This window comes from Streptomyces sp. NPDC060205 (assembly GCF_042728395.1).
In the GTDB taxonomy this organism is placed as follows: Bacteria; Actinomycetota; Actinomycetes; order Streptomycetales; family Streptomycetaceae; genus Streptomyces.
The window spans coordinates 1-21023 of the sequence record NZ_JBHWZP010000162.1; the positions used below are offsets into that span (position 1 = coordinate 1).

Annotated in this window: 16 protein-coding genes and 1 riboswitch; of the genes, 2 read left to right on the forward strand and 14 right to left on the reverse strand. The window is 71.9% G+C overall.

Features of this window, described 5'->3' with window-relative positions; all coding sequences use genetic code 11:
• Positions 1-231: 231 nt before the first annotated feature.
• From ACFWGJ_RS25865 to ACFWGJ_RS25890, 6 genes are all read right to left on the reverse strand, one after another.
• On the reverse strand, positions 232-753 hold the full coding sequence (locus ACFWGJ_RS25865) for a DUF501 domain-containing protein (protein WP_387328826.1): 522 nt from the start codon (positions 751-753) through the stop codon (positions 232-234).
• Between the two features lie 29 nt (positions 754-782).
• Positions 783-1259, reverse strand: coding sequence for a septum formation initiator family protein (locus ACFWGJ_RS25870; RefSeq protein ID WP_210880832.1), 477 nt, complete (start codon positions 1257-1259; stop codon positions 783-785).
• A 90-nt stretch (positions 1260-1349) separates the two neighbouring features.
• Positions 1350-2636, reverse strand: coding sequence for a phosphopyruvate hydratase (gene eno / locus ACFWGJ_RS25875; RefSeq protein WP_189769778.1), 1287 nt, complete (start codon positions 2634-2636; stop codon positions 1350-1352).
• A 446-nt stretch (positions 2637-3082) separates the two neighbouring features.
• Entirely contained in the window at positions 3083-3781 is a 699-nt protein-coding gene (locus tag ACFWGJ_RS25880; RefSeq protein WP_387328830.1) for a transglycosylase family protein, read from the reverse strand.
• Positions 3782-3786: 5 nt separating this feature from the next.
• A riboswitch (cyclic di-AMP (ydaO/yuaA leader) is annotated at positions 3787-3956 on the reverse strand.
• A 218-nt stretch (positions 3957-4174) separates the two neighbouring features.
• The gene (locus ACFWGJ_RS25885) at positions 4175-5083 is read right to left on the reverse strand and encodes a transglycosylase family protein (protein ID WP_387328833.1); all 909 of its coding nucleotides are present in this window, start codon (positions 5081-5083) and stop codon (positions 4175-4177) included.
• Between the two features lie 219 nt (positions 5084-5302).
• Positions 5303-6598 carry a cytochrome P450 gene (locus ACFWGJ_RS25890; protein WP_387328836.1) on the reverse strand — a complete coding sequence of 432 codons (1296 nt, stop codon included), beginning with the start codon at positions 6596-6598 and terminating at the stop codon, positions 5303-5305.
• A 171-nt stretch (positions 6599-6769) separates the two neighbouring features.
• Here ACFWGJ_RS25890 and ACFWGJ_RS25895 point away from each other — a divergent pair, with 171 nt between their 5' ends.
• Positions 6770-7990: a globin domain-containing protein gene (locus ACFWGJ_RS25895; RefSeq protein WP_387328839.1), complete on the forward strand. Its 1221-nt coding sequence runs from the start codon at positions 6770-6772 to the stop codon at positions 7988-7990.
• Between the two features lie 117 nt (positions 7991-8107).
• Here the strand turns inward: ACFWGJ_RS25895 and ACFWGJ_RS25900 are convergent, their stop codons facing one another.
• The 5 genes from ACFWGJ_RS25900 to ACFWGJ_RS25920 all read right to left on the reverse strand — a co-directional run bounded on the left by ACFWGJ_RS25900 (position 8108) and on the right by ACFWGJ_RS25920 (position 14246).
• Positions 8108-9094: a nucleoside triphosphate pyrophosphohydrolase gene (locus ACFWGJ_RS25900; protein WP_387328841.1), complete on the reverse strand. Its 987-nt coding sequence runs from the start codon at positions 9092-9094 to the stop codon at positions 8108-8110.
• 49 nt (positions 9095-9143) lie between these two features.
• Complete coding sequence (locus ACFWGJ_RS25905; protein WP_387328843.1) at positions 9144-9791, reverse strand: SurA N-terminal domain-containing protein; 648 nt, start codon at positions 9789-9791, stop codon at positions 9144-9146.
• A 137-nt stretch (positions 9792-9928) separates the two neighbouring features.
• A complete protein-coding gene (locus tag ACFWGJ_RS25910; RefSeq protein WP_387328863.1) occupies positions 9929-11410 on the reverse strand; it encodes a protein kinase in 1482 nt (493 codons plus the stop codon).
• A gap of 38 nt (positions 11411-11448) precedes the next feature.
• Positions 11449-12048: a hypothetical protein gene (locus ACFWGJ_RS25915; protein WP_387328846.1), complete on the reverse strand. Its 600-nt coding sequence runs from the start codon at positions 12046-12048 to the stop codon at positions 11449-11451.
• Positions 12049-12191: 143 nt separating this feature from the next.
• Positions 12192-14246 (reverse strand): N-6 DNA methylase, encoded by a 2055-nt coding sequence (locus ACFWGJ_RS25920; protein ID WP_387328849.1) that lies wholly within the window; start codon positions 14244-14246, stop codon positions 12192-12194.
• 301 nt (positions 14247-14547) lie between these two features.
• On the opposite strand from ACFWGJ_RS25920, the gene ACFWGJ_RS25925 reads away from it, so the two are divergent.
• Positions 14548-15294 (forward strand): hypothetical protein, encoded by a 747-nt coding sequence (locus ACFWGJ_RS25925; protein WP_387328852.1) that lies wholly within the window; start codon positions 14548-14550, stop codon positions 15292-15294.
• 47 nt (positions 15295-15341) lie between these two features.
• On the opposite strand, the gene ACFWGJ_RS25930 is transcribed toward ACFWGJ_RS25925, so the two are convergent.
• From ACFWGJ_RS25930 to mfd, 3 genes are all read right to left on the reverse strand, one after another.
• Entirely contained in the window at positions 15342-16085 is a 744-nt protein-coding gene (locus ACFWGJ_RS25930) for an N-acetyltransferase (protein WP_387328854.1), read from the reverse strand.
• 125 nt (positions 16086-16210) lie between these two features.
• Entirely contained in the window at positions 16211-16927 is a 717-nt protein-coding gene (locus ACFWGJ_RS25935; protein ID WP_387328857.1) for an HNH endonuclease family protein, read from the reverse strand.
• Positions 16928-17232: 305 nt separating this feature from the next.
• Complete coding sequence (gene mfd, locus ACFWGJ_RS25940; RefSeq protein WP_387328860.1) at positions 17233-20772, reverse strand: transcription-repair coupling factor; 3540 nt, start codon at positions 20770-20772, stop codon at positions 17233-17235.
• Positions 20773-21023: the final 251 nt, after the last annotated feature.

Below are 21023 nucleotides of genomic sequence, written 5' to 3' on the forward strand. Positions count from 1 at the left end.
CCCCGAACCCCCGCTTGCGCAGTTCCCCGCGCCCCTAACAAGCCTGCGCCGTTCCCCGCGCCCCTTAAGGTCAGGGCCGGGGCGCAGCCCCGTCCTTCAGGGGCGCGGGGAACTGCGCGACCAGCCCCCACCGGCCCGACGGCCGACGACGCACCCCCCTTTCAGGGGCGCGGGGAACTGCGCGATCCTTTGGGTCCGCCCCCACCGGGCCGCGCATCCCGAAGCCCCGGTTCACCCTTCCGTCGGCACGACACACGCCCCCTTGCGCCACCACTCCGGCAGCATCGCGATCGCCTCGTCCCCCAGGGGGTTCACCCCCGGCCCCGCGGCCAGCGAGTGCGCGACCAGCACGTGCAGGCACTTCACCCGGTCCGGCATCCCACCGGCACTGGGAAACCCTTCGAGCACCTCGATGGAGTCGCGCCGCGCGATGTAGTCCTCGTGCGCGGCCCGGTACGCCTTCGCCAGCTCGGGATCCGTGGCGAGCCGGTCCGTCATCTCCTTCATGACGCCGTTCGCCTCCAGCGTCCCGATGGCGGAGGCCGCACGCGGGCACGTCAGGTAGTACGTCGTGGGGAACGGCGTCCCGTCGGGCAGCCGGGGAGCCGTCTCGACGACGTCCGGCTGTCCGCACGGGCAGCGGTGCGCGATCGCGCGCAGCCCGCGCGGCGGCCGCCCGAGCTGCTGCTTGAAGGCCTCGACGTCGGCGTCGGTGGGCTCGGTGCGCGAAGTGGGCGGCGGGGGCGTTTCCATGCCTTGGCTCTGTGTCCTTCTGGTTCAGTTCACTGGTCGGAGGCGTCGGCCTTGTCGACGCCGTCCCAGACGTTGGCGTACCAGGCCCGGTCGGCGGCCGTCCGGTCCGTACGCGTCTTCTTCGCCGCGTCGGGGTCGATCACGATGAAGCCGGTCTCGCCCGGCATCACGTAGTGCAGCCGTTCCCGGATGCGCTGCTCGGCGTACGCGTCGTCCTGCCAGCGCGCCTTGAGGTCGCGCAGTTCCTCGACGCGCTCGCGGGCCTGCTCGCGCTCGCGCTGCAGATCGGCGACCTCGGCACGCTGGGACACGTACTGCCTTATGGGGTAGGCGAGGGCCACGACGAGCGAGCAGAGCACGAGGGCGAGGAGCGCCGCGCGGCCGGTCAGCCGCGAGCGGCGGGCCTGGCGTTTGGTCTGGGAGCGGTAGACGCGGGCGGCGGTCTGCTCACCGAGCGCCCGCAGCCTGGTCGCGGTGGAGAACCGGTCACGGTCCTTCACAGCCATCTGTCCGCCTCCCCGATACGTACGTACGTCCCCGCACACGGTACGGGACCGGGTACGGGGACGTACGTACGACGCTGCCTACGAGGGCGTTCAGCCCTTGAAGCGGGGGAAGGCCGAGCGGCCCGCGTACACCGCGGCGTCGTCGAGGATCTCCTCGATGCGCAGCAGCTGGTTGTACTTGGCGACGCGGTCCGAGCGGGCCGGGGCGCCGGTCTTGATCTGGCCGCAGTTCACGGCGACGGCGAGGTCGGCGATGGTGACGTCCTCGGTCTCGCCGGAGCGGTGGGACATCATGCACTTGAAGCCGTTGCGCTGGGCCATCTCGACGGCGTCGAGGGTCTCGGTCAGCGAGCCGATCTGGTTGACCTTGACCAGCAGGGCGTTGGCGGAGCCCTCCTCGATACCGCGGGCGAGGCGCTCGGGATTGGTGACGAAGAGGTCGTCGCCGACGATCTGGACCTTGGAGCCCAGCTTCTCGGTGATGACGTTCCAGCCGGCCCAGTCGTCCTCGTACAGCGGGTCCTCGATGGAGACCAGCGGGTACGCGGAGACGAGCTCCTCGTAGTACTCGGTCATCTCGGCGGCCGAGCGGGACTTGCCCTCGAACTCGTACTTGCCGTCCTTGTAGAACTCGGACGCGGCGACGTCCAGCGCGAGGGCGACCTGCTCGCCGGGGGTGTAGCCGGCTTCCTTGATGGCTTCGACGATGAGGTCGAGGGCCTCGCGGTTGGAGCCGAGGTTCGGGGCGAAGCCGCCCTCGTCGCCGAGGCCGGTGGACAGGCCGCGGCTCTTCAGGACCTTCTTGAGGGTGTGGTAGACCTCGGCGCCCCAGCGCACGGCCTCGGAGAAGGACTCCGCGCCGATCGGGGCGATCATGAACTCCTGGATGTCGACGTTCGAGTCGGCGTGCGACCCGCCGTTGAGGATGTTCATCATCGGGACGGGCAGCAGGTGCGCGTTCGGTCCGCCCAGGTAGCGGAAGAGCGGCAGGTCGCTGGCCTCGGAGGCGGCGTGCGCGACGGCGAGGGAGACGCCGAGGATGGCGTTCGCGCCGAGCGAGCCCTTGTTGTCGGTGGCGTCGAGGTCGATCATCGCCTGGTCGATGAGGCGCTGCTCGGTGGCGTCGTAGCCGACGAGCTCCGGGCCGATCTGCTCGATGACGGCGAGAACGGCCTTCTCGACACCCTTGCCGAGGTAGCGGTTGGGGTCCCCGTCGCGGAGCTCGACTGCTTCGAAGGCACCGGTGGAGGCGCCGGACGGAACGGCGGCACGACCCGTGCTGCCGTCGTCGAGGCCGACCTCGACCTCGACCGTGGGGTTGCCTCGGGAGTCCAGGATTTCCCGGGCTACGACGACGTCGATGGACGGCACGAGCATCTCCTTCTGGGATGTGACACAAGCTGTGCCGGGCCGGAGGCCCGGTTGCGCGCAGGCCGTGGTGGCCCCGCGGGATGAGCCTAACCGGCTGCCGGGGATCGGCCAGCCCTCGACCGCCTCCTGGACAGAACCGAGAGGAAATTGTTTCCGAACGGAACAAAGACACGGGCGGAAAGCCAGGCACAAAAAAAGCCCCGCCCCGGTGCGTACGGGGGAACACGCACCGGAACGGGGAGCCCGTGGGGGACGGGGGTGACCCTCACGAGGCCTCCACTATGAAGGACACGGATGTGAGGGCGCTGTGGTTCAGTCGCGATTCGGATGTGGGCCGGACCTCCGGTCGGGGCCGAGCGGCCAGTGCCTCGGCCGGAGGTGATGTCCGGACCGCCGAAGGGGGACGCGACCGCCGGCCCGCCGGGGGCGGGCCGGCCGGCGTGCGGCCCGCGTCAGCTGAGGTGCAGCTGCTGACCCGGGAAGATGAAGTCGGCGTCGTCGACGATGTCGTCGTTGAGCTTGTACAGCTTCGCCCAGCCGCCCTTGACGTTCTTCTTGTCGGCGATCTCGCTGAGGGTGTCGCCCTTGACGACCTTGTACTCGCCGTCGCCCTTCTTGACCTTCTTGCCGGTCGGAGTCTCGACGGTCTTCTTGGTCGCCGGACGCTCCTGCGAACGCGAGGCGCGCTCCTCGGAGGACTGCGAGTTCTGCTGCTGCGGCTGCGAGGTGCTCTGGTTGGAGCTGCTGGAGCCCGACGGGGCGGTGGAGCCGCCGGTCGAGGCGCCGGACAGGCCGACGCCGCAGCTCGGCCAGGCACCCTTGCCCTGGCTCGCGAGAACCTTCTCGGCGACGGCTATCTGCTGGGACTTGGACGCCTGGTCGGCGGTGGAGGCGTAGGAGCTGCCGCCGTACGCGGCCCAGGTGGAGGACGAGAACTGCAGTCCGCCGTAGTAGCCGTTGCCGGTGTTGATCGACCAGTTGCCGCCGGACTCGCACTGGGCGACGGCGTCCCACTCGGACGCGGTGGCGGCGGAGGCTCCCGTGGCGCCCATCAGCGGGACGGCGACGGCGGCGGTGGTGACACCGGCCAGCGTGGCGATGCGGGCAGCCTTGGACGGGCGACGGTGCTTGCCCTTGTTCGAAAGCAGCATGAAGTAGATCCCCTCACCGACGCCTGCGAGGTGAGCTGTCGGGTTCGGGCCGAGTGAGTTGCCCGGCCGCGTGACACTGCTGTCACGCGGCTTAACCCCAAGCCGTGCCCGGCCATGACGACCGGGTCCGGCACTTACCTGGGTCCCCCGCTCCTGCCTACGGCGCTTTACGCGACGACTGTTCCCGTACGGCCGTTGGCAGGATTCGGCGTGCGACCGTCGGGGCTCACCCATGGCGAGCGGTCACGACCGTAGACACGGGCCGCGCCGAATTTCAAAGACGATCAGGGGTGTTGAGATCCATGTCTCAATTCGCCAAATCGGACATTCAGCGCGAACTACCGCTGCTTTTCGCCCGATTCGGCGCCTTGATCACTACTTGCTCGGCATCGCTCAGCCGTCGACCGCGAGGCGCTGACCGGGGATGATGAAGTCCGGGTCGGAGCCGATGCTGTCCTTGTTCGCGGCGTAGAGCTCGCCCCATCCGCCGTCGATGCCAAGGGAGTCGGCGATGCTGGAGAGGGAGTCCCCGGAACGGACCGCGTACGAGCCCTCGTCGGCGAGGACGCGCGAGGTGCTGTCGCTGCGCGAGGCGTGCCGGCCGGCGTAGTCGTCCGCGCGCGGCGCCATGTCGGCCTCCTCGGCGCTGCCGCCCCGGTGACGGCCGGAGCTGTCCGCGGCCGCGTCGGCCGAAGCGTCGTCGCTCTGGGACGACTTGTCCGAGTCGTCACCCTTCGCCTTGGTGTCGGCGGACGAGCTGTCCGTTCTCTGTGCGTCCGAGGCGGAGTCGTTGTCGGACTTCGAACCGCTGTCCGTGGACGAGTCCGACTTGGCGCCGTTGCTCCCCTTTGTCGCATCCGCGTCCGCGTCGGCCGACGGGCTCGCGGAGTCCTCGGCGAGGCCCGTGTCGACGTCTGCGGAGTCGGAGTCCTGCGTCAGACCGGCGACCAGACCGCAGGTCACCCAGGCGCCCGTGCCCTGCGCGGCGAGGATCTTCTCGGCGACGGCTATCTGCTGCGAGCGGCTGGCCTGGTCGGCGCTCTGCGCGTAGTCGAGGCCGCCGTGCTGCTCCCAGGTCTCCTGGCTCATCTGGAGTCCGCCGTAGAGGCCGTTGCCCGTGTCCGCGCTCCAGGAGCCGCCGCTCTCGCACTCGGCGACCGCGTCCCAGGTCGTACCGCTGGCGGCACTCGCGCCGCTCGCACCGAGCAGGGGGATCGCGATGGCCGATCCGGCCACGCCGGCGGCGACGAGGAGCGCCGGGGCCTGGCGGGGGCGACGATGACGGCCGTTCCCGGAGAGCATGCGATTGCCTTTCGCGTGACAGCAAGGAATACGCACGGGGCACGGCGAAAAGCCGTGCTCGTGACTGCTGCGACGGGCGGACCTGCCGCATTGATGGGTGAACGTAGCGGCACTCGAACTCTTGTCACAAGTCGGTGCAGCGTAGATAACGTGAAGATCACAGAGTTGACGGAGTCTCACCTTCCGTGGCCTCCGGTGCTACGGCCACCAGCACTTCCGTCAAGATGTCGCGACCGGGGTGAACTCCACCGGAAGCGTGCGCAATCCCCGCATGATGAGCCCGCCGCGCCACCTCAAATCGGCCGAATCCCCCGCGAGTTGCAGGTCGGGCAGCCGGGTCAGCAGCGTGGCCAGCGCGGTCTGTCCCTCCAGCCGGGCGAGGGGCGCGCCGAGGCAGTAGTGGATGCCGTGGCCGTAACCGAGGTGTTGGTTGTCACGGCGGGAGAGGTCCAGCGTGTCCGGGTCCTGGAAGCGGTCGGGGTCGCGGTCGGCCGCCGCGAGCACGACGAGTACGGGGTCGCCGGCGGCGATGTCCTGTCCGCCGACGCTGAGCGGTTCGGTGGCGAACCGCCAGGTGGCCAGCTCCACGGGCCCGTCGTAGCGGAGCAGTTCCTCGACGCCCGTCTCCAGCAGGTCCGTACGGCCGGCCGCGAGGGAGTCCTGGAGCCGCCGCCGCTGCCCGGGGTGGGTGAGCAGGGCGTAGGTGCCGTTCCCGATGAGGTTCACGGTGGTCTCGAAACCGGCGAACAGAAGGATGAAGGCCATCGCCGCGGCCTCGTTCTCGCTGAGGTGCTCGCCGTGGTCGGAGGCCCGGATGAGACCGGAGATCAGGTCCTCGCCCGGTGCGGGCACGTCCGTGAGCTCCTGGCGCTTGCGGTGGATCAGCTCAGCGAGGTAGCCGCGCATCTTCTTGACCGACCGGGCGACGCCTCCCCTGGGCCCGCCGCCGTGCCGGATCATCATCCCGGCCCAGTCGCGGAAGTCGTCCTGGTCCTCGCGCGGGACGCCCAGGAGGTCGCAGATGGCGTAGATGGGGAGCGGGAAGGCGAAGTCGTGGATGAGGTCCGCCTCCCCCTTCCCGGCGAACCCGTCGATCAACTGATCCGTCAGTTCCTGCACCCGGGAGCCGAATTCGGCCACTCGCCGGGGGGTGAACGCCTTGCTGACGAGCCGCCGCAGCCGGGTGTGGTCCGGCGGGTCGATGTTGAGCAGGTGGGTCATCAGTTCGGCCTTGCGCTCGCCCGGAATGCCGGTCTTGCCCTTGGCGTGCGCGGGCTCGTCGTGATGGGCGGGATTCTTGCTGAGCCGGCCGTCGGCGAGGGCCTGCCTGGCATCGGCGTACCGCGTGACGAGCCATGCTTCCACCCCGCTGGGCAGCTTCGTCCGATGCACGGGGGCGTGCTCACGGAGCCAGGCGTACGCCGGGTAGGGGTCGGTGGCGAACTCCCAGCTGAAGAGTTCGGGGACGGGCTGCCCCGTGGTCGGCGCGGGCGGCTGTGCAGGCGTTTCGGTCACTCCTCGACGGTATCGGGGGGGACGGCCGGGGCCCGCCCGGTGTCCCGGCGGCCCGCGCTCGCCCTCCCGCGCCGGCCCGGACCATGACCGCCTTACGCACTTGATGACGGGCTGTCCCTGAATGTCCTCCCCCTTGACTGGCCGACTCTCCGGCTATCTACATTCGCGGGCGTGGACCCCGAGATGCTCCGGACCAGTTTCGCGGTCGTCGAAAGACGGGCCGAGTTCGCGCTCAAGTACTTCTACTCGCACCTGTTCTGGCACCACCCCGACGTCCGCGCCCTGTTCCCGCTGGACTCCCCCGAGGACAAGGAACGCCAGCGGGACCGGCTGTTCACCGCCCTGGCGCTCGTCGTCGCCCGCCTGGAGGGGCCGGAACTGCACACGTACCTGCGGGAGCTGGGGCGGGACCACCGGAAGTATCTGGCGCGCCCCGAGCACTACACGGCCGTGGGGGACAGCCTGATCGCCGCGTTCGCCGCGGTGTCCGGGTCCGCGTGGAGCGCGGAGGTGGAGAAGGCCTGGGGCGAGGCGTACGCGCTGGTCACGGACGCCATGCTGGAGGGCGCGGGCGAGTCCGAGAGCCAGGGGCAGCCGTCCTGGTGGGACGCCGAGGTCGTCGGCCGCACCGCGCTGCCCGGGAGCGCCGGGCGCGGGGACGACCTCGCCGTGCTGACGCTCCGTCCGGACCGGCCCCTGCGCCATCTGCCGGGCCAGTACGTGAGCGTGGGCAGTCCGCGGGTGCCGGGGGCCTGGCGCCCGTACTCCGTCGGCAACGCGCCCCGCTGCGACGGCACGCTCGATCTGCATGTCAGCCTCGTCCCGGGCGGTGCGCTGTCGCCCGAACTGGTCCGGCGCACCCGGGAGGGCGACGTCCTGCGGCTCGGCGCGCCGGGCGGCCGGCTGACCCTCCGTACGCCCGTGGAGCGGCCCCTCACCTTCATCGCGGCCGGTACCGGGTGGGCGCCGGTGAAGGCGCTGCTGGAGCAGGTGGGGCGGGCGCCCGGTGGGTACGACGAGGCGCGGCTCTTCGTCGTCGCCCGCGATGTCGCGCACCTCTACGACCGGGCCGTGCTCGACGCCCTGCGCACGCGGGTGCCCTGGCTGGACGTCACCGTGCTCACGCCCGCGCCGGGGCGGCCGAGGGCGCAGGCCACGGAGCGGTTGCTGACGGCGCTGGGGAACCGGGCGAACTGGGCTCGGCACGATGTGTATCTGGCGGGGCCGCCGGGGCTGGTCGCGGGGGTCTCCTCCGTGCTGCCCCGGCTGGGCGCGGAGCCGGGGCGGGTCTTCTGTGACGAACTCCCGACCACCGGGCCGGAACGGGACCGGGACGGGTGTCGGGCCCTTGGGCCCGGAGCGTGGCTGCTGCGGCGGCCTCAGCCGCGGTGACGCTCCGCTGGGGGTGGTGGTGTGTCGTCCGCGGGTCCGGTGGGGGCTGGTCGCGCCGTTCCCCGCGCCCCTGGGAAGGCGGGGCTGCGCCCCGGCCCTGCACGTCGGGTGCGGGGGTCAGGACTCCGTTGCCCGTATGGCGTCCCGGTAGGTGCGGGACGCTGCTCTCAGGGATGCTTCCGGGTCCACGCCGGATTCCTCTGCCCGGGCTGCCAGGGCCAGGAGTTCGTAGCCGATGCCCTCGCCCTGGGGCAGGGGGGTGTCCAGGCCCGCCGTGCGTGCGCGGGAGACCAGTTTCGCGGCCAGGGCCAGGGCGGGCTGGCCCAGCGGGACGCCCTCCGTGACCGATGTCCGCTGCTTCTCCTCGGCCTTGGTGCGCAGCCAGTGCTCCTTGACCTCCTCGGGTGTGGAGGCGGTCTCGTCGCCGAACACATGCGGGTGGCGGTGGATCAGCTTGGTGACGATGCCGGCCGCGACGTCGTCGATGGAGAAGGGCTCCGACCCGTCCTCCGCGCTGCCCTCCTCGGCGATCCGGGAGTGGAAGACGACCTGGAGCAGGACGTCGCCGAGCTCCTCGCGCAGCTCGTGCCGGTCGCCCTCCTCGATCGCCTCGACGAGTTCGTACGCCTCCTCGATGCCGTACTTGGCGAGGCCCTTGTGGGTCTGCTGCGACGACCAGGGGCATTCGCGGCGGATGCGGTCCATCACCTGGACGAGGTCGAGGAGACGGGCGCCCGGGAGGTCGTACGAGGCGGGGAGCAGTTCGAGGTCGGGCATCCGGACGCGTCCCGAGCCGGCCAGCCGGGCCAGGCCGTCGGTCAGGCGCGGTTCGCCCTCGCCGGTGGCGACGACGGTGACCGTGCGCCCGCCGGCGCACGCGTCGACCAGCTCCTGGGCGCCGGGGGCGGTCTCCTCGACCTCGATGCCCGCCTCGCGCAGATACGGCAGCTGCGGGTGGGCGCCGTCCGCGCACAGGACGCGGTCGGCGCCGTGCAGCGCCTGCCAGGCGGGCCAGGACAGGAGTCCGGGCGCGACACGGTGGCTGGTGGTGAGCAGGACGATGCGCCCGGGGCTGGATGCGTTCACCCCTCGAACGTAACCCACGCCACCGACATCGAGGTCACGCCCTGTGGACGGGGCGGATCCGGGACGGCTACGCGGTCTTCTGGCTCGCCGCCGCCGTGATGTCGCGCACCCATGGGAGCTTGGCGTCGACGCGGCTGCTCTTCTCGACGTCCCAGCTGCCGTACCGGGGGTTCAGGTCGACGTCCAGCTTCTTGGAGGCGTCGGACAGCGCCTTCCAGAAGGCCGGCTGGCTGGTGTCCGTGCCGAGCGCGGCGGCGAGCTTCTGGGCCTCGATCTGGACGCGGAGGTTGTCGTCGAGCCGCTCGGGCGGCACCCCGTACTGCTGGAGCCAGCTCACTTCCAGGGCCTTCGCGCCGCCGGCCTGCTGTTCCAGTCCGGTGCGGGCCTGCTGGATCTCCTTGCGGGTGACGCTCACGCCCGCGTCGTCGGCGGCCCGGTGCAGCACCCGGTCGAGGACCATGCCGTGCAGGGTGTCGCGGGTGAGGCCGCCGGACTTGGAGATGGCCTGCTCGTACTGCGCCTCGCCCGTGGTGGCGGCCCGCTGCGCGGACCGTACCTCGTTCACCCGGTTCTCCAGCTGGGAGACCGTGATGCGGTCGTCGCCGACGACGGCCGCGGCACCGGGGTGCGCGTCGCTGCCGCAGGCGGTCAGGAGGGGGGCCGCGGCGGCGAGCGCGGCGGTGAGCAGGAACGCGGTGCGACGGCGGCGGTGCAAGGAGAACCTCCTGTAGGAGATTGTGCGACGGTGCACAAAGTCTTGCGGTGATCGATGGTAGGCAGGGGACCGGCTCTCGGCCACCCATTCGACCCAACGATTCGCCAGGACTTCGGGCACCGTCCCACGCGCGCGGTTCAGCCGCGGACCTGTCCCAGCCACTGCAGGGTCCGGCCGATGTCGCCGACGAGCGGATGGCCGGGGCCCCGCAGCCGTTCGACGTCGTACCGGAGCCGGGCCAGCGTGTCGTGTGCGGCGGCCCGGTCGCCGAGCGCGAGGAGCAGATGGCCGATGCGGCGGCGCACCTCGAAGGACAGTTCGGCGTCCTGGGCGACGTACTGGTTCTCGTAGTAGGGCAGCAGTGCGCGGTACTCGGCGAGGGCCGCCGCCGGTTCGCCGAGCTGTTCGAGGCACTGTGCGGCCTCGTAGCGGAAGCGCAGGGACTGCGGGTCGGCCCGGCCCGCCTCGGTGGCCCGTTCGTCGGCGAGGCGGCGCAGTTCGGGCAGGGCGCGGCGGTACTGGCCGTCGTCCATCAGCGTGGCCGCGTACTGCTTGCGCAGGGTGCGTACGACCGGTGAGTGCTCGCCGTGCTGGGCGGCGGCGGCCGGGAGGATCTGGCCGAGGATGTCGACCGCCTGGGTGATGCGGCCCTCGCCGAGGAGGCGCTTGACCTCGTCGACGGCTCCGGCGACATCGGGTTTCTCGACGGCGGGCGCGGCCTGCGGCTGCGCGGCGGGGGTGCGGGCGCGGTCGGGCCAGGGGGCGTGCGGGCGCAGAAAGGGGCGTGTGGGGTCGAGCGGCCCGCCGGACGGGATGCCGCGCGCGGGGAGCAGCGGCAGCAGTTGCTCGTACGTCTCCTGGGCGGAGTCGGGGCGGTGCTGCGGGTCCTTGGAGAGCAGCCGCAGGACGAGGGCTTCGAGCGCCTCGGGCACCTCGGGGCGCAGCCGGCGGACCGGCAGGGGCGGCTCGTAGAGGTGGCGGTGCAGCACGCCGAGGGCGGTGGAACCGGAGAACGGCACGTCCCCGCTGAGGAGTTCGTGCAGCAGCACCCCGAGCGCGTACAAATCGGTGTACGGGCCGACCGCGCCGCCCATCGCCTGCTCGGGGGCCATGTAGGCGGGCGAACCGATGGGCGAGCCGGTGTGCGTGAGGCGGGTGGTGTCGGTGTCCATCACGGACGCGACGCCGAGGTCGAGCACGGTGACCGTACCGTCCTGCTTGATCATCACGTTCCGCGGCTTGAGGTCGCGGTGGACGATCGGCACGGCGTGCACGGCGGAGAGCACGGCGCACAGTTGCGCGGCGACCGAGACGGCCCACTGCCAGGGGTAGGGGTCGTGCTCGGCGAGGTGGTCGGAGAGGTCGGCCCCGTCGACGTACTGCATGACGAGGAACAGCTCCTCGCCCTCGCTGCCCGCGTCGTGGACCGTGACCAGGCCGGGGTGGTCGACCTGCGCGGTGACACGGCACTCGCGCACGAAGCGGCGGCGCAGCTCGTCGGCCTCCTGGCCCGCGACCTTGTCGGGCCGCAGCAGCTTGACGGCGACGCGCCGGTCCAGACGCTGGTCGTAGGCCGTCCACACCTGGCCCATGCCGCCCTGTCCGATGAGCGTGGACAGTTCGTACCGGCCGGTGATCACCCGTCCCGACGCCACGCTCACCTGCCGTCCTCGTGCTTGCGGAGGTAGTCACTCAGCTCGTCGAGCTCGGCGCGCACCTGGTCGATACGGGCGGGCGCGGGACGCTGCGGCGGCGGGGCCGGGGTCGGCGTGGAGTTCGGGAGCCCGGGTATCGGGGCCGCCTGCGGCACCGGCGTGTGCGGACCGGTCGCGGCGGTGTACGGCGGCTGGGGCTGTGGGTAGCCGTACGTGTGCGCCGGGAGCCGGTGCGCGGCGTACGCCTGGTACGCGTAGCCCAGTGCGTGGAAGTGGCGGATCTCCGCCGCGAGGTAGTACGAGATTGCGGCGACGAGGGAGCCCAGGAGCAGCGCCAGACCCGTCCAGGCTCCCGGGGTGTGGATCTCCTCGCCGGGCTCGGTGCCGATCAGGACGAACCCGAGGACCTCGGCCGCGAACGTGGCCACCAACAGGCCCCAGTCGAGCGATTTACGGGTCACGAGCGCCAGACGCAGCATCATGACCCAGCCGAGAAGGCCGAAGCTGCAGACGGAGACCACCACGAACAGCACGCGCAGGGAGACCAGCACCCCGGTCGAGGGTGGCGGCTGGACCGGCTGCGCCTGGCCATGGCCTTGCATGGTTGCTCCTGGAGGCCTGATGGGGACGGACGGAAGTAGGGACGTGCACGTGCGGAGTCCGAGCGTATAGGCCGACAAGGACAACTGGTCCAGGGTTGTACCGAACCGTTGTCGTGCTGGTCACCGCGTCCGTCCCACGGGCCTCAGCCGGGCTCGACCGTGCCGTCCGTCAGGCCGTCGTACATGCCGCGGACCAGCTGCTCCCCGAGGCGGCCCGCGAGCCGCAGCGCCTCCTCGAACTCGGCGAGCGCGCGGAACCGTTCGCCGTAGACGCGCTGCTGTTCCAGCGGGAGCCGGGGCAGTTGGAGGCGGCGTACGTCGAGCCGGGTCGCGGTGGACGCGTAGCTGCTGGCCTGGCGGTTGTTGGCGGTGCCCCGCAGGAAACCGGCGAGGAACCACGGGTCGAGCGCGGCCGGATCGGGCCGCAGCAGTGCGAGGTTGCGGCCGAGGGCCGCGCCCGCGGTCGCCTCGTCGACCACCCGCGCGATGGAGCCGCCGCCGAGCACGGGCACGACCACGTCCCCCGCCTCGGTGAGCACGGCCTCCTCGTCGCTCTCGGGCAGCGTCCCGGACGGCGCCGCGCCGGCCAGGACGTCGTGGTCGGTGAGCACGGGCACGCGCGCGTGCCCGCCGCTGCCTCCGGTACGCAGCCGGAGCGCGCCCCCGCGGGCGAGTTCGCCGATCGTGGTCAGGGGCCAGCGGACGGGCGGGCGCGGAGCGGCGGGGGGCGGGGTGAGGCGGTCGGTCAGCCGGAGGGTCTCGCCCAGGCTGTCGCGCACGTCGGCCAGCCGCTCGGCGCCACCGCCGGCGGCGGAGGGCGGCAGATGGCGGGCCGGGGCCAGGTCGACGTCGTCGTCGAGGAGTTCGATGACCGGCACGCAGCGGCTGAGGCCCGGCTGCTCCGGCACGGTGCCGGCCCGGTCGAAGGGACGCCAGGCGTCGAGGACGGCGGTGCGCACGGCCTGCCAGTCGAGGCCGCCGCGGCTGTCCGCGGTGTGCACGCCCGTGTCGGCGAGCAGCACCTCGGGCTGCGCGGCCGGCGCGCCGAGGGCGGGCCTGCGCAGCACCCACAGGTGCAGGGGGAGGTTGTACGGGGGCGCCGCGCCCGGCGGCAGGGCGATCACGGCGCGCAGGGCGCCTCGGCGCAGCAGGTCGGCGCGGATACGGCGGCCGGAGCGGCGGGACGCGGCGGCGGGCGGCATCAGCAGGACCGCGACGCCGCCTTCCCTGAGGCGGGCCAACGCGTGCTGCACCCAGGCCAGTTCCGATTCGGTACGGGCCGGGAAGCCGTACTCCCAGCGGGGGTCGTAGGCCAGCTCGTCGTGCCCCCAGTTGCGCTCGTTGAACGGCGGGTGGCAGACGACGGCGTCGGCGCGGAGGCTGCCGAACGCGTCCTCGCGCAGGGTGTCGGCCGCGGCGGTGCGTACGACGGCACGGGTGTGCAGGGCGAGGCGCAGGGCCGTCAGGGCCGCCAGCTCGGGGGCGCTGTCCTGGCCGTCGAGGTGCTGCTCCTCGGTGGCGGACGTGCCCTGGGCGGTCGCCACCGCGCGCAGCAGGGCGCCGGTGCCGCAGGCCGGGTCGAGGACGGTGGTGGCCGGTCCGGCGAGGTCGGCCATCAGGGCGGCGAGGCCGGGCGGTGTGAGCGTGTACTGGCGGGGGTTCGCGTCGAGGTGCCTGCCGAGCAGGAACTCGTAGGCCTTGCGCGCGTCCAGTTCGGCGGCGAGATCGGCTGCCGCGCGCAGCAGGGGTGCGGACGGCCGCAGCCGGTCGGCGGTCGGTGTGGCGACGGCCCGTGCGCGGATCGCGCCGAAGCGCGGGGTGAGGACCTGGTCGAGGGGCGCGGGCAGCAGTTCGGCGAGGCGGGCGTCGGAGCCGGCGCTCACCTCCAGCCAGACCGTGGGCCGGTCGTGCAGGAGCAGCAGGGCGCAGCCGACGTGGATGAGCGCGGTGACCGGGCCCTCGGGGTGTCCGGCGACCTGCTGCCAGACGCGTTCGCGCAGGGGGACCTCGGCCAGCTTGCCCTGGGCGCGCAGCCAGTCCTCGATCTCGGTGAGCGCGAAGGAGGGGCTGGTCTCGGTGCCGCCGACGGGCTTGGGGAAGTCGGCGTGCCGGCGGCGCCAGTTGCTGACGGCGGCGCGGCCGACTCCGGCGAGCCGGGCGATCCCGGCCGCGGTTACCTCTGTCCCGTTCTCCTGCACCGCTCGGCTCCCCTCGTCAGGTGTGACGTCCGTCTGGTGTGTGGCGCCGATCATAGCGACGCGGGCAAGGCCTACCCATTCACGGCCGTGTACACAACTGTCTTCGTGAACCGTGTTGACTCGGTTCACAAGCTCTGCTGTGATTGACCCATCGGATGAACGGCCGCCGCGTGAAGCGCGGTCGTCGAAGACCTCGGGCTGCAAGGACCGGAAGAAGACGGGCTGACGCCCCCTCCCCTGCTCCACCCCCGCCCCACCGCCACCACCGCTCCATCTCGACCTCGACCTCGAAGGAACCGTCATGCGTCGCACCGCACTTGCCGCCCTCTGTCTCGCCGCCGCGGCCACCGCCTCGCTCACCGGCTGTCTGCCCGGCGAGGACAAGGCCGACAGCAAGCCGAAGGGCCCGTTCGCCGGGCTGACCGGCGGCGAGATCGCCGACCGGGCCGTCAAGGCCACCTCGAACGCCTCGTCGCTGCGCATGAAGGGCGACATCGTCGACGACGACGGCAGCCGTATCGACCTCGACATGGCCCTCGACAAGAAGGGCCGGTGCGCCGGCACGATGAGCGCCGACGGCCAGGGCGAGGCCCAGCTCATGAAGACCGGCGACACCCTCTACATGAAGTACGACGAGAAGTTCCTCCGCGCCCAGGACGAGGACGCGCCGAAGGAGGAGACCGACCAGGTGGTGGCCATGCTGGCCGGCAAGTGGACCAAGATGTCCGCGAAGGGCGCGGACGCCAAGGACATCGCCGGCTTCTGCGACCTCGACACCGTCCTCGCGGACTTCGAGGACGTCAGCTCCGACGCCACCCGCGGCAGGACGACCACGGTCGACGGCACCCCGGCGATCGTCCTGCACGAGAAGGACGGCAAGGACACCTCCACGCTGTCCGTCGCCACCGAGGGCAAGCCCTACCTGCTGAAGGTCGTCAACAAGTCCGCCAAGGACCCGGGCACGGTCGTCTTCAGCGACTTCGAGACGCCGGTCCCCGCCGAGACGCCCAAGGGCAAGATCCTCGACCTGGACGCACTGGGCGGCTGACGGCCGTCGCGGGACCCCGGCGAGGCGCGCCCACGGGGGGGCGCGCCTCAAAGGGCGTGCCGCACCCATACGTTGGGCTCGACGTACACCCCGTATCCGAGGGCCGGCTCGCAGTGCACCGGCACCAGCGCGCCGGGCACCTCGATGCGGCCCTCCTTGTCGAACGGCAGCCCGGTCCACGCCCGCCACTCGTCCAGCGACGCGGCGACGGTCATCGACGCCGGTGCCACCGCCTCGATGCGCCCGCCCGCCCGGACGTGGACCCGCAGCCACGGGTCGTGGGGCAGCCCGTCCTCACGCGTCCGGAACGCGTACTCCTCCATCGGCGCCCACGGTTCCCGGTGCTTCGCGCTCGGCCGCACCGGCGCGACGACCTCGCCGAAGCCCTTGGCCCGGGCGTTGTCGCGCATCGCGGAGAGCATCCGCGCCGACAGGCCGGTGCCCTGGGCGTGCGGGGCGACGACGATCGAGATGGCGCTCACAGTGTCGGGTGCGACGCCCCGGCGCAGGTCGCCGAACGCCCACACCAGCACCTCGTCCCAGCCCCGGGCCGGCAACACGTCCGGCCCTTCGTCCCCGAGGGCGAGCGGCACGCTGTAGGCGTGAGCGACCACCTCGCCGCTCTCGTCCTCGGCGAACAGCACGTACTCCGGCAGTTCCCCGGCGATCCGGCCGTAGTGCGCGTTGCCCACGAGGTCGTTGCGGATGAACTCCGGCCAGGTGTCGGCCATCCCCGTCACCGCGTCGTACTTCTCCGGACGTTCGGCGAGGCTCGCGATTGTCAGCACCATGCCGGACACGGTAGGCAGCGCACCGGCCCCGGTGAAACCGCTTTTCCGGCACGGGACCGCCCCGCCCGGAGCCCCGCGCAGACCCCCGCAAGAAGCCCGCGCGGCTCCCCTGCCCCCGCCTTGCGTCAGTCGGCGTGGAACCGGCTCGGCGCCTGCGTCGACGTACCACCCGTGGGGAGCTTCTGCCCCGGGCACGCGGACAGCACCTTCTTCATCGCGGCCTTCTCCGCACCGGTGACCCACAGTTCGTACTTCTTCTTCACTGCCACCTGCCGGGCCACGTACGTGCAGCGGTACGCCTTGTGCGGCGGCAGCCAGGTCGCGGTGTCCCCGTCGCCCTTGCTGCGGTTGCGTCCGGCGTCGACGGCGAGGAGGTTCAGCGGGTCGTTGGCCAGTGCGATCCGCTTGCTCGCGTCCCATTTCCCGGCGCCCTTCTGCCAGGCGTCCGACAGGGCGACGAGATGGTCTATGTCGACCTCGCTGCGCCCGCCGCGTATGAAGGTGACGTCCTTGTCGGTGTACGGGTCGGGGTCGAGCGTCCCCGAGGCCACGCTGCAGTCGCCGTCGCTGAACTTCACCTCCTTCAGGTCCCGTTTGAGGATGTCGTCGCGGGTGTCGCAGCCGTTCGAGTCGGTGTCCGCCCAGGCGGTGCCGAACTTGTCCCGGTCGTAACCCGTCTTGGGTGCCCGCCCCTTGACGGTCAGTGAGTCGACCGCGGTGAGGGCGGCTCCGCCCGCACCGGCCGGCTCCTGAGGTCCGGCGGCGCCGGTCGTCTCCGCAGTGCAGCCGGTCGCGGCGAGCAGCAGGGCCGCGACGCCTGCGGTCCTGGTCCAGAACGTCACGGGCGCTCCTTCTTCTTGCTTGCCCTGCCCGCCCCGAGGGGGCGGTCTTCCGTCATCTCACCGTACTGGCCCGGAGGTTGGGAGAGAACGGCGCGAAAGGTACGTATGGTGACTTTGGTGAGCAAGTGGCGCACGACCGGCGCGGCAGGGGTGGTGAGACCCCCTCAGCCCGCGCCGAGGCACCCTCGCCCCACTGGACCGGCTGTCCCGGATCGCGCCCCGCACACCTCTCCGGTCCGGGCGTCGTCCCCGACGGCAGCCCCGATCCGGGCACCGCGGATCGGAACAGCCCTGCGCGACCCCCCTCAAGACCCCAGGATCGAAGCCAGGAACTCCCCCGTCCACCCCAGCAACTCCCGTCCGACCAGCGGCTTGCCGCCGACCTTCGCCGTCTTCGGGCGGGGGACCAGGACCTGGTGGGCGGACGGCTTGACGACCGTTCCCGGGTACAGGCGCTGGAGGCGCAGCTCCTGCGACTCCCTCAACTCCACCGGGGCGAAGCGGATGTTGTTGCCCTGCAGGACGACCTCGCCGACCCCGCACGCGCGCGCGAGCATCCGCAGTCCGGCCACCAGGAGCAGGTTCTCCACCGGCTCGGGCAGCTTCCCGTACCGGTCGACCAACTCCTCGCGTACGGCCTTGATGTCGTCCTCGGAGTTGACCGAGGCGATCGCGCGGTAGGCCTGCAGGCGCAGGCGCTCGCCCGGCGCGTAGTCGTGCGGGACGTGCGCGTCGACCGGCAGCTCGATCTTGACCTCCAGCGGCGCCTCCTCCACGACCCCGCCGTCCATGGAGGCGCGGTAGTCGGCGACCGCCTCGCCCACCATGCGTACGTACAGGTCGAAGCCGACTCCGGCGATGTGGCCCGACTGCTCGCCACCCAGCAGGTTTCCGGCGCCGCGGATCTCCAGGTCCTTCATGGCCACGTACATGCCCGCGCCCATCTCCGTGTGCTGGGCGATGGTCGCGAGGCGTTCGTGGGCCGTCTCCGTGAGCGGCTTCTCCGGGGGGTAGAGGAAGTAGGCGTAACCGCGCTCGCGGCCTCGCCCCACCCGGCCGCGCAGCTGGTGCAGTTGCGAGAGGCCGAAGTTGTCGCCGCGCTCCACGATCAGCGTGTTCGCGTTCGAGATGTCGATGCCCGACTCGACGATGGTCGTGGAGACGAGGACGTCGAACTTCTTCTCCCAGAAGTCGACGACGACCTGCTCCAGGGCCTGTTCGGTCATCTGGCCGTGGGCGGTGGCGATCCGCGCCTCCGGCACGATCTCGCGCAGCCGGGCCGCGGCCCGGTCGATCGACTCGACGCGGTTGTGGATGTAGAAGACCTGGCCCTCCCGCAGCAGCTCCCTGCGGACGGCGGCGCCGATCTGCTTCTGCTCGTAGGGGCCGACGAAGGTCAGGACCGGGTGCCGCTCCTCCGGCGGGGTGGTGATCGTCGACATCTCGCGGATGCCCGTCACCGCCATCTCCAGGGTGCGCGGGATCGGGGTGGCGGACATGGTCAGCACGTCCACGTTCGCGCGCAGCTTCTTCAGCTGCTCCTTGTGCTCGACGCCGAACCGCTGCTCCTCGTCGACGACGACCAGACCCAGGTCCTTGAACTTGGTCTCCGAGGAGAACAGCCGGTGGGTGCCGATGACCACGTCCACCGAGCCCTCCCGCAGCCCCTCCAGGGTCGCCTTCGCCTCGGTGTCGGACTGGAAGCGCGACAGGGCCCGTACGTTGACGGGGAACTGCGAGTAGCGCTCGCTGAACGTCCCGAAGTGCTGCTGCACCAGCAGGGTGGTGGGCACCAGGACGGCGACCTGCTTGCCGTCCTGGACCGCCTTGAAGGCCGCGCGGACCGCGATCTCCGTCTTGCCGTAACCGACGTCGCCGCAGATCAGCCGGTCCATCGGGACCGTCTTCTCCATGTCGTCCTTGACCTCGGCGATGGTGGTGAGCTGGTCGGGCGTCTCGGTGTACGGGAACGCGTCCTCCAGCTCGCGCTGCCACGGCGTGTCCGCGCCGAAGGCGTGCCCGGGGGCCGCCATCCGGGCCGAGTACAGCCGGATCAGGTCCGCCGCGATCTCCTTGACGGCCTTCTTGGCGCGCGCCTTGGTCTTCGTCCAGTCGGCGCCGCCGAGGCGGTGCATGGTCGGGGCCTCGCCGCCCACGTACTTGGTGATCTGTTCCAGCTGGTCGGTGGGGATGTAGAGGCGGTCGCCGGGCTGGCCGCGCTTGGCGGGCGCGTACTCGACGACCAGGTACTCGCGGGTCGCGCTCTGCACGGTCCGCTGCACCATCTCGATGTAGCGGCCGACGCCGTGCTGCTCGTGGACGATGTAGTCGCCCGTCTCCAGCGTCAGCGGGTCGATGCTCTTCCTGCGGCGGGCCGGCATCCGGGCGCCGTCCTTGCCTGCGGCCTTCTGCCCGGTGAGGTCGGTCTCGGTGAGCACGGCGAGTCTGAGCGCCGGGTCGACGAACCCGTAGTCGATCGAGCCGCAGGACACCTGCACGACCGAGGGGACCAGCGCGCCGAGGTCCGACTCCAGGCGGGCCGCGATGCCCTCCCCGCCGAGCACCTCGACCGTACGGGCCGCCGGGCCGTGCGCCTCGGTGACGAACACCGTGCGCCAGCCGTCCGCGAGCCAGCCCTTGGTGTCGGCGAGGGCCTTCGCGGTGTCGCCCCGGTAGGTCTCGGGCGCGTGCATCCCGAGCTTCAGCGTGTCCGCGTCACCCGTCACGTCCGTTTCGTCCGCCGCGAACTGCGACACCGACCACCACATCATGTCCAGCTCGCGGGCCCGCTCCCGGACGTCCGCGATGGACCACAGGGACGCCGCGTCGACGTCGATGGGCGCCTCGCCGCCGCCCGCGGTCGCCGCCCAGGACGCCTGGAGGAACTCCTGCGAGGTCGCCACCAGGTCGGCGGCGCGCGTGCGCACCCGCTCCGGGTCGCACACGAGGGCCATGGAGCCCTTGGGCAGGACGTCGATCAGCAGCTCCATGTCGTCGACGAGGACCGGAGCGAGGGATTCCATGCCCTCGACCGCGATGCCCTCGGCGATCTTGCCGAGCAGTTCGCCCAGCTCGGGGTGGGCCTCCGCCAGCGCCGCCGCCTTGGCCCGTACGTCGTCCGTGAGCAGCAGTTCACGGCAGGGCGGCGCCCACAGTCCGTGCTCGGCGACCTCAAGGGACCGCTGGTCGGCGACCTTGAAGTAACGGATCTCCTCGACGTCGTCGCCCCAGAACTCCACGCGCAGCGGATGCTCCTCGGTGGGCGGGAAGACGTCCAGGATCCCGCCGCGCACGGCGAACTCGCCGCGCTTCTCCACCAGCTCCACCCGGGCGTACGCCGCTGCCGCCAGGCCCTTCACGATGTCGCCGAGGTCGGCGCTCTGGCCGGTCCGCAGGGCGACCGGCTCCAGGTCGCCCAGGCCCTTGACCTGGGGCTGGAGGACCGAGCGCACGGGAGCGACCACCACGGAGACCGGGCCCGTCTCCGGGTCGTCGGGGCGCGGGTGCGCGAGCCTGCGCAGGACGGCGATCCTGCGGCCGACCGTGTCGCTGCGCGGGGACAGGCGCTCGTGGGGCAGCGTCTCCCAGGACGGGTACTCCACGACGCTGTCGGGCGGCAGCAGCGAGCGCAGGGCCGCCGCCAGGTCCTCGGCCTCGCGGCCGGTGGCGGTGACCGCCAGGACCGTGCGGCCGGCCTCCCTGGCCAGGGCCGCCACCGCGAAGGGCCTGGCGGCGGGTGGGCCGACCAGGTCCACGTGCATGCGGTTGCCGTCGCCGGCGGCCTTCACCGCTTCGGTGAGTGCGGCGTCCTTGACGACGGCGTCGAGCAGACCGTGCAGGCTCATGAAGGGTTTCCGTCCGAGGATCCGAGGAGCTGAGGGGGGTGGTTGTGGGTGGGGTGGGCAACGCGAGCCGCCCGACACGTCTGACGGGCCGGGGGTGTCCAGGGTACGACGCCGGGGTCCTCCCCGCCCGCCCCTGTGGACACCGCCACCTTTCCTCGCCCCCGCCGCCCCTACCCTCCCCGTCACCGCATGGGGGCTGCGCCCCCTCTCCCCCCTTTGCGCAGTTCCCCGCGCCCCTAGGTACCTAGGGG

What these genes read in the sequence shown, in the direction of transcription:
- ACFWGJ_RS25865 (WP_387328826.1), bottom strand. Translation starts at nt 753, where the DNA reads ATGGAAACGCCCCCGCCGCCCACTTCGCGCACCGAGCCCACCGACGCC.
- ACFWGJ_RS25870 (WP_210880832.1), bottom strand. Translation starts at nt 1,259, where the DNA reads ATGGCTGTGAAGGACCGTGACCGGTTCTCCACCGCGACCAGGCTGCGG.
- eno (WP_189769778.1), bottom strand. Translation starts at nt 2,636, where the DNA reads ATGCTCGTGCCGTCCATCGACGTCGTCGTAGCCCGGGAAATCCTGGAC.
- ACFWGJ_RS25880 (WP_387328830.1), bottom strand. Translation starts at nt 3,781, where the DNA reads ATGCTGCTTTCGAACAAGGGCAAGCACCGTCGCCCGTCCAAGGCTGCC.
- ACFWGJ_RS25885 (WP_387328833.1), bottom strand. Translation starts at nt 5,083, where the DNA reads ATGCTCTCCGGGAACGGCCGTCATCGTCGCCCCCGCCAGGCCCCGGCG.
- ACFWGJ_RS25915 (WP_387328846.1), bottom strand. Translation starts at nt 12,048, where the DNA reads ATGCAAGGCCATGGCCAGGCGCAGCCGGTCCAGCCGCCACCCTCGACC.
- ACFWGJ_RS25925 (WP_387328852.1), top strand. Translation starts at nt 14,548, where the DNA reads ATGCGTCGCACCGCACTTGCCGCCCTCTGTCTCGCCGCCGCGGCCACC.
- ACFWGJ_RS25930 (WP_387328854.1), bottom strand. Translation starts at nt 16,085, where the DNA reads ATGGTGCTGACAATCGCGAGCCTCGCCGAACGTCCGGAGAAGTACGAC.
- mfd (WP_387328860.1), bottom strand. Translation starts at nt 20,772, where the DNA reads ATGAGCCTGCACGGTCTGCTCGACGCCGTCGTCAAGGACGCCGCACTC.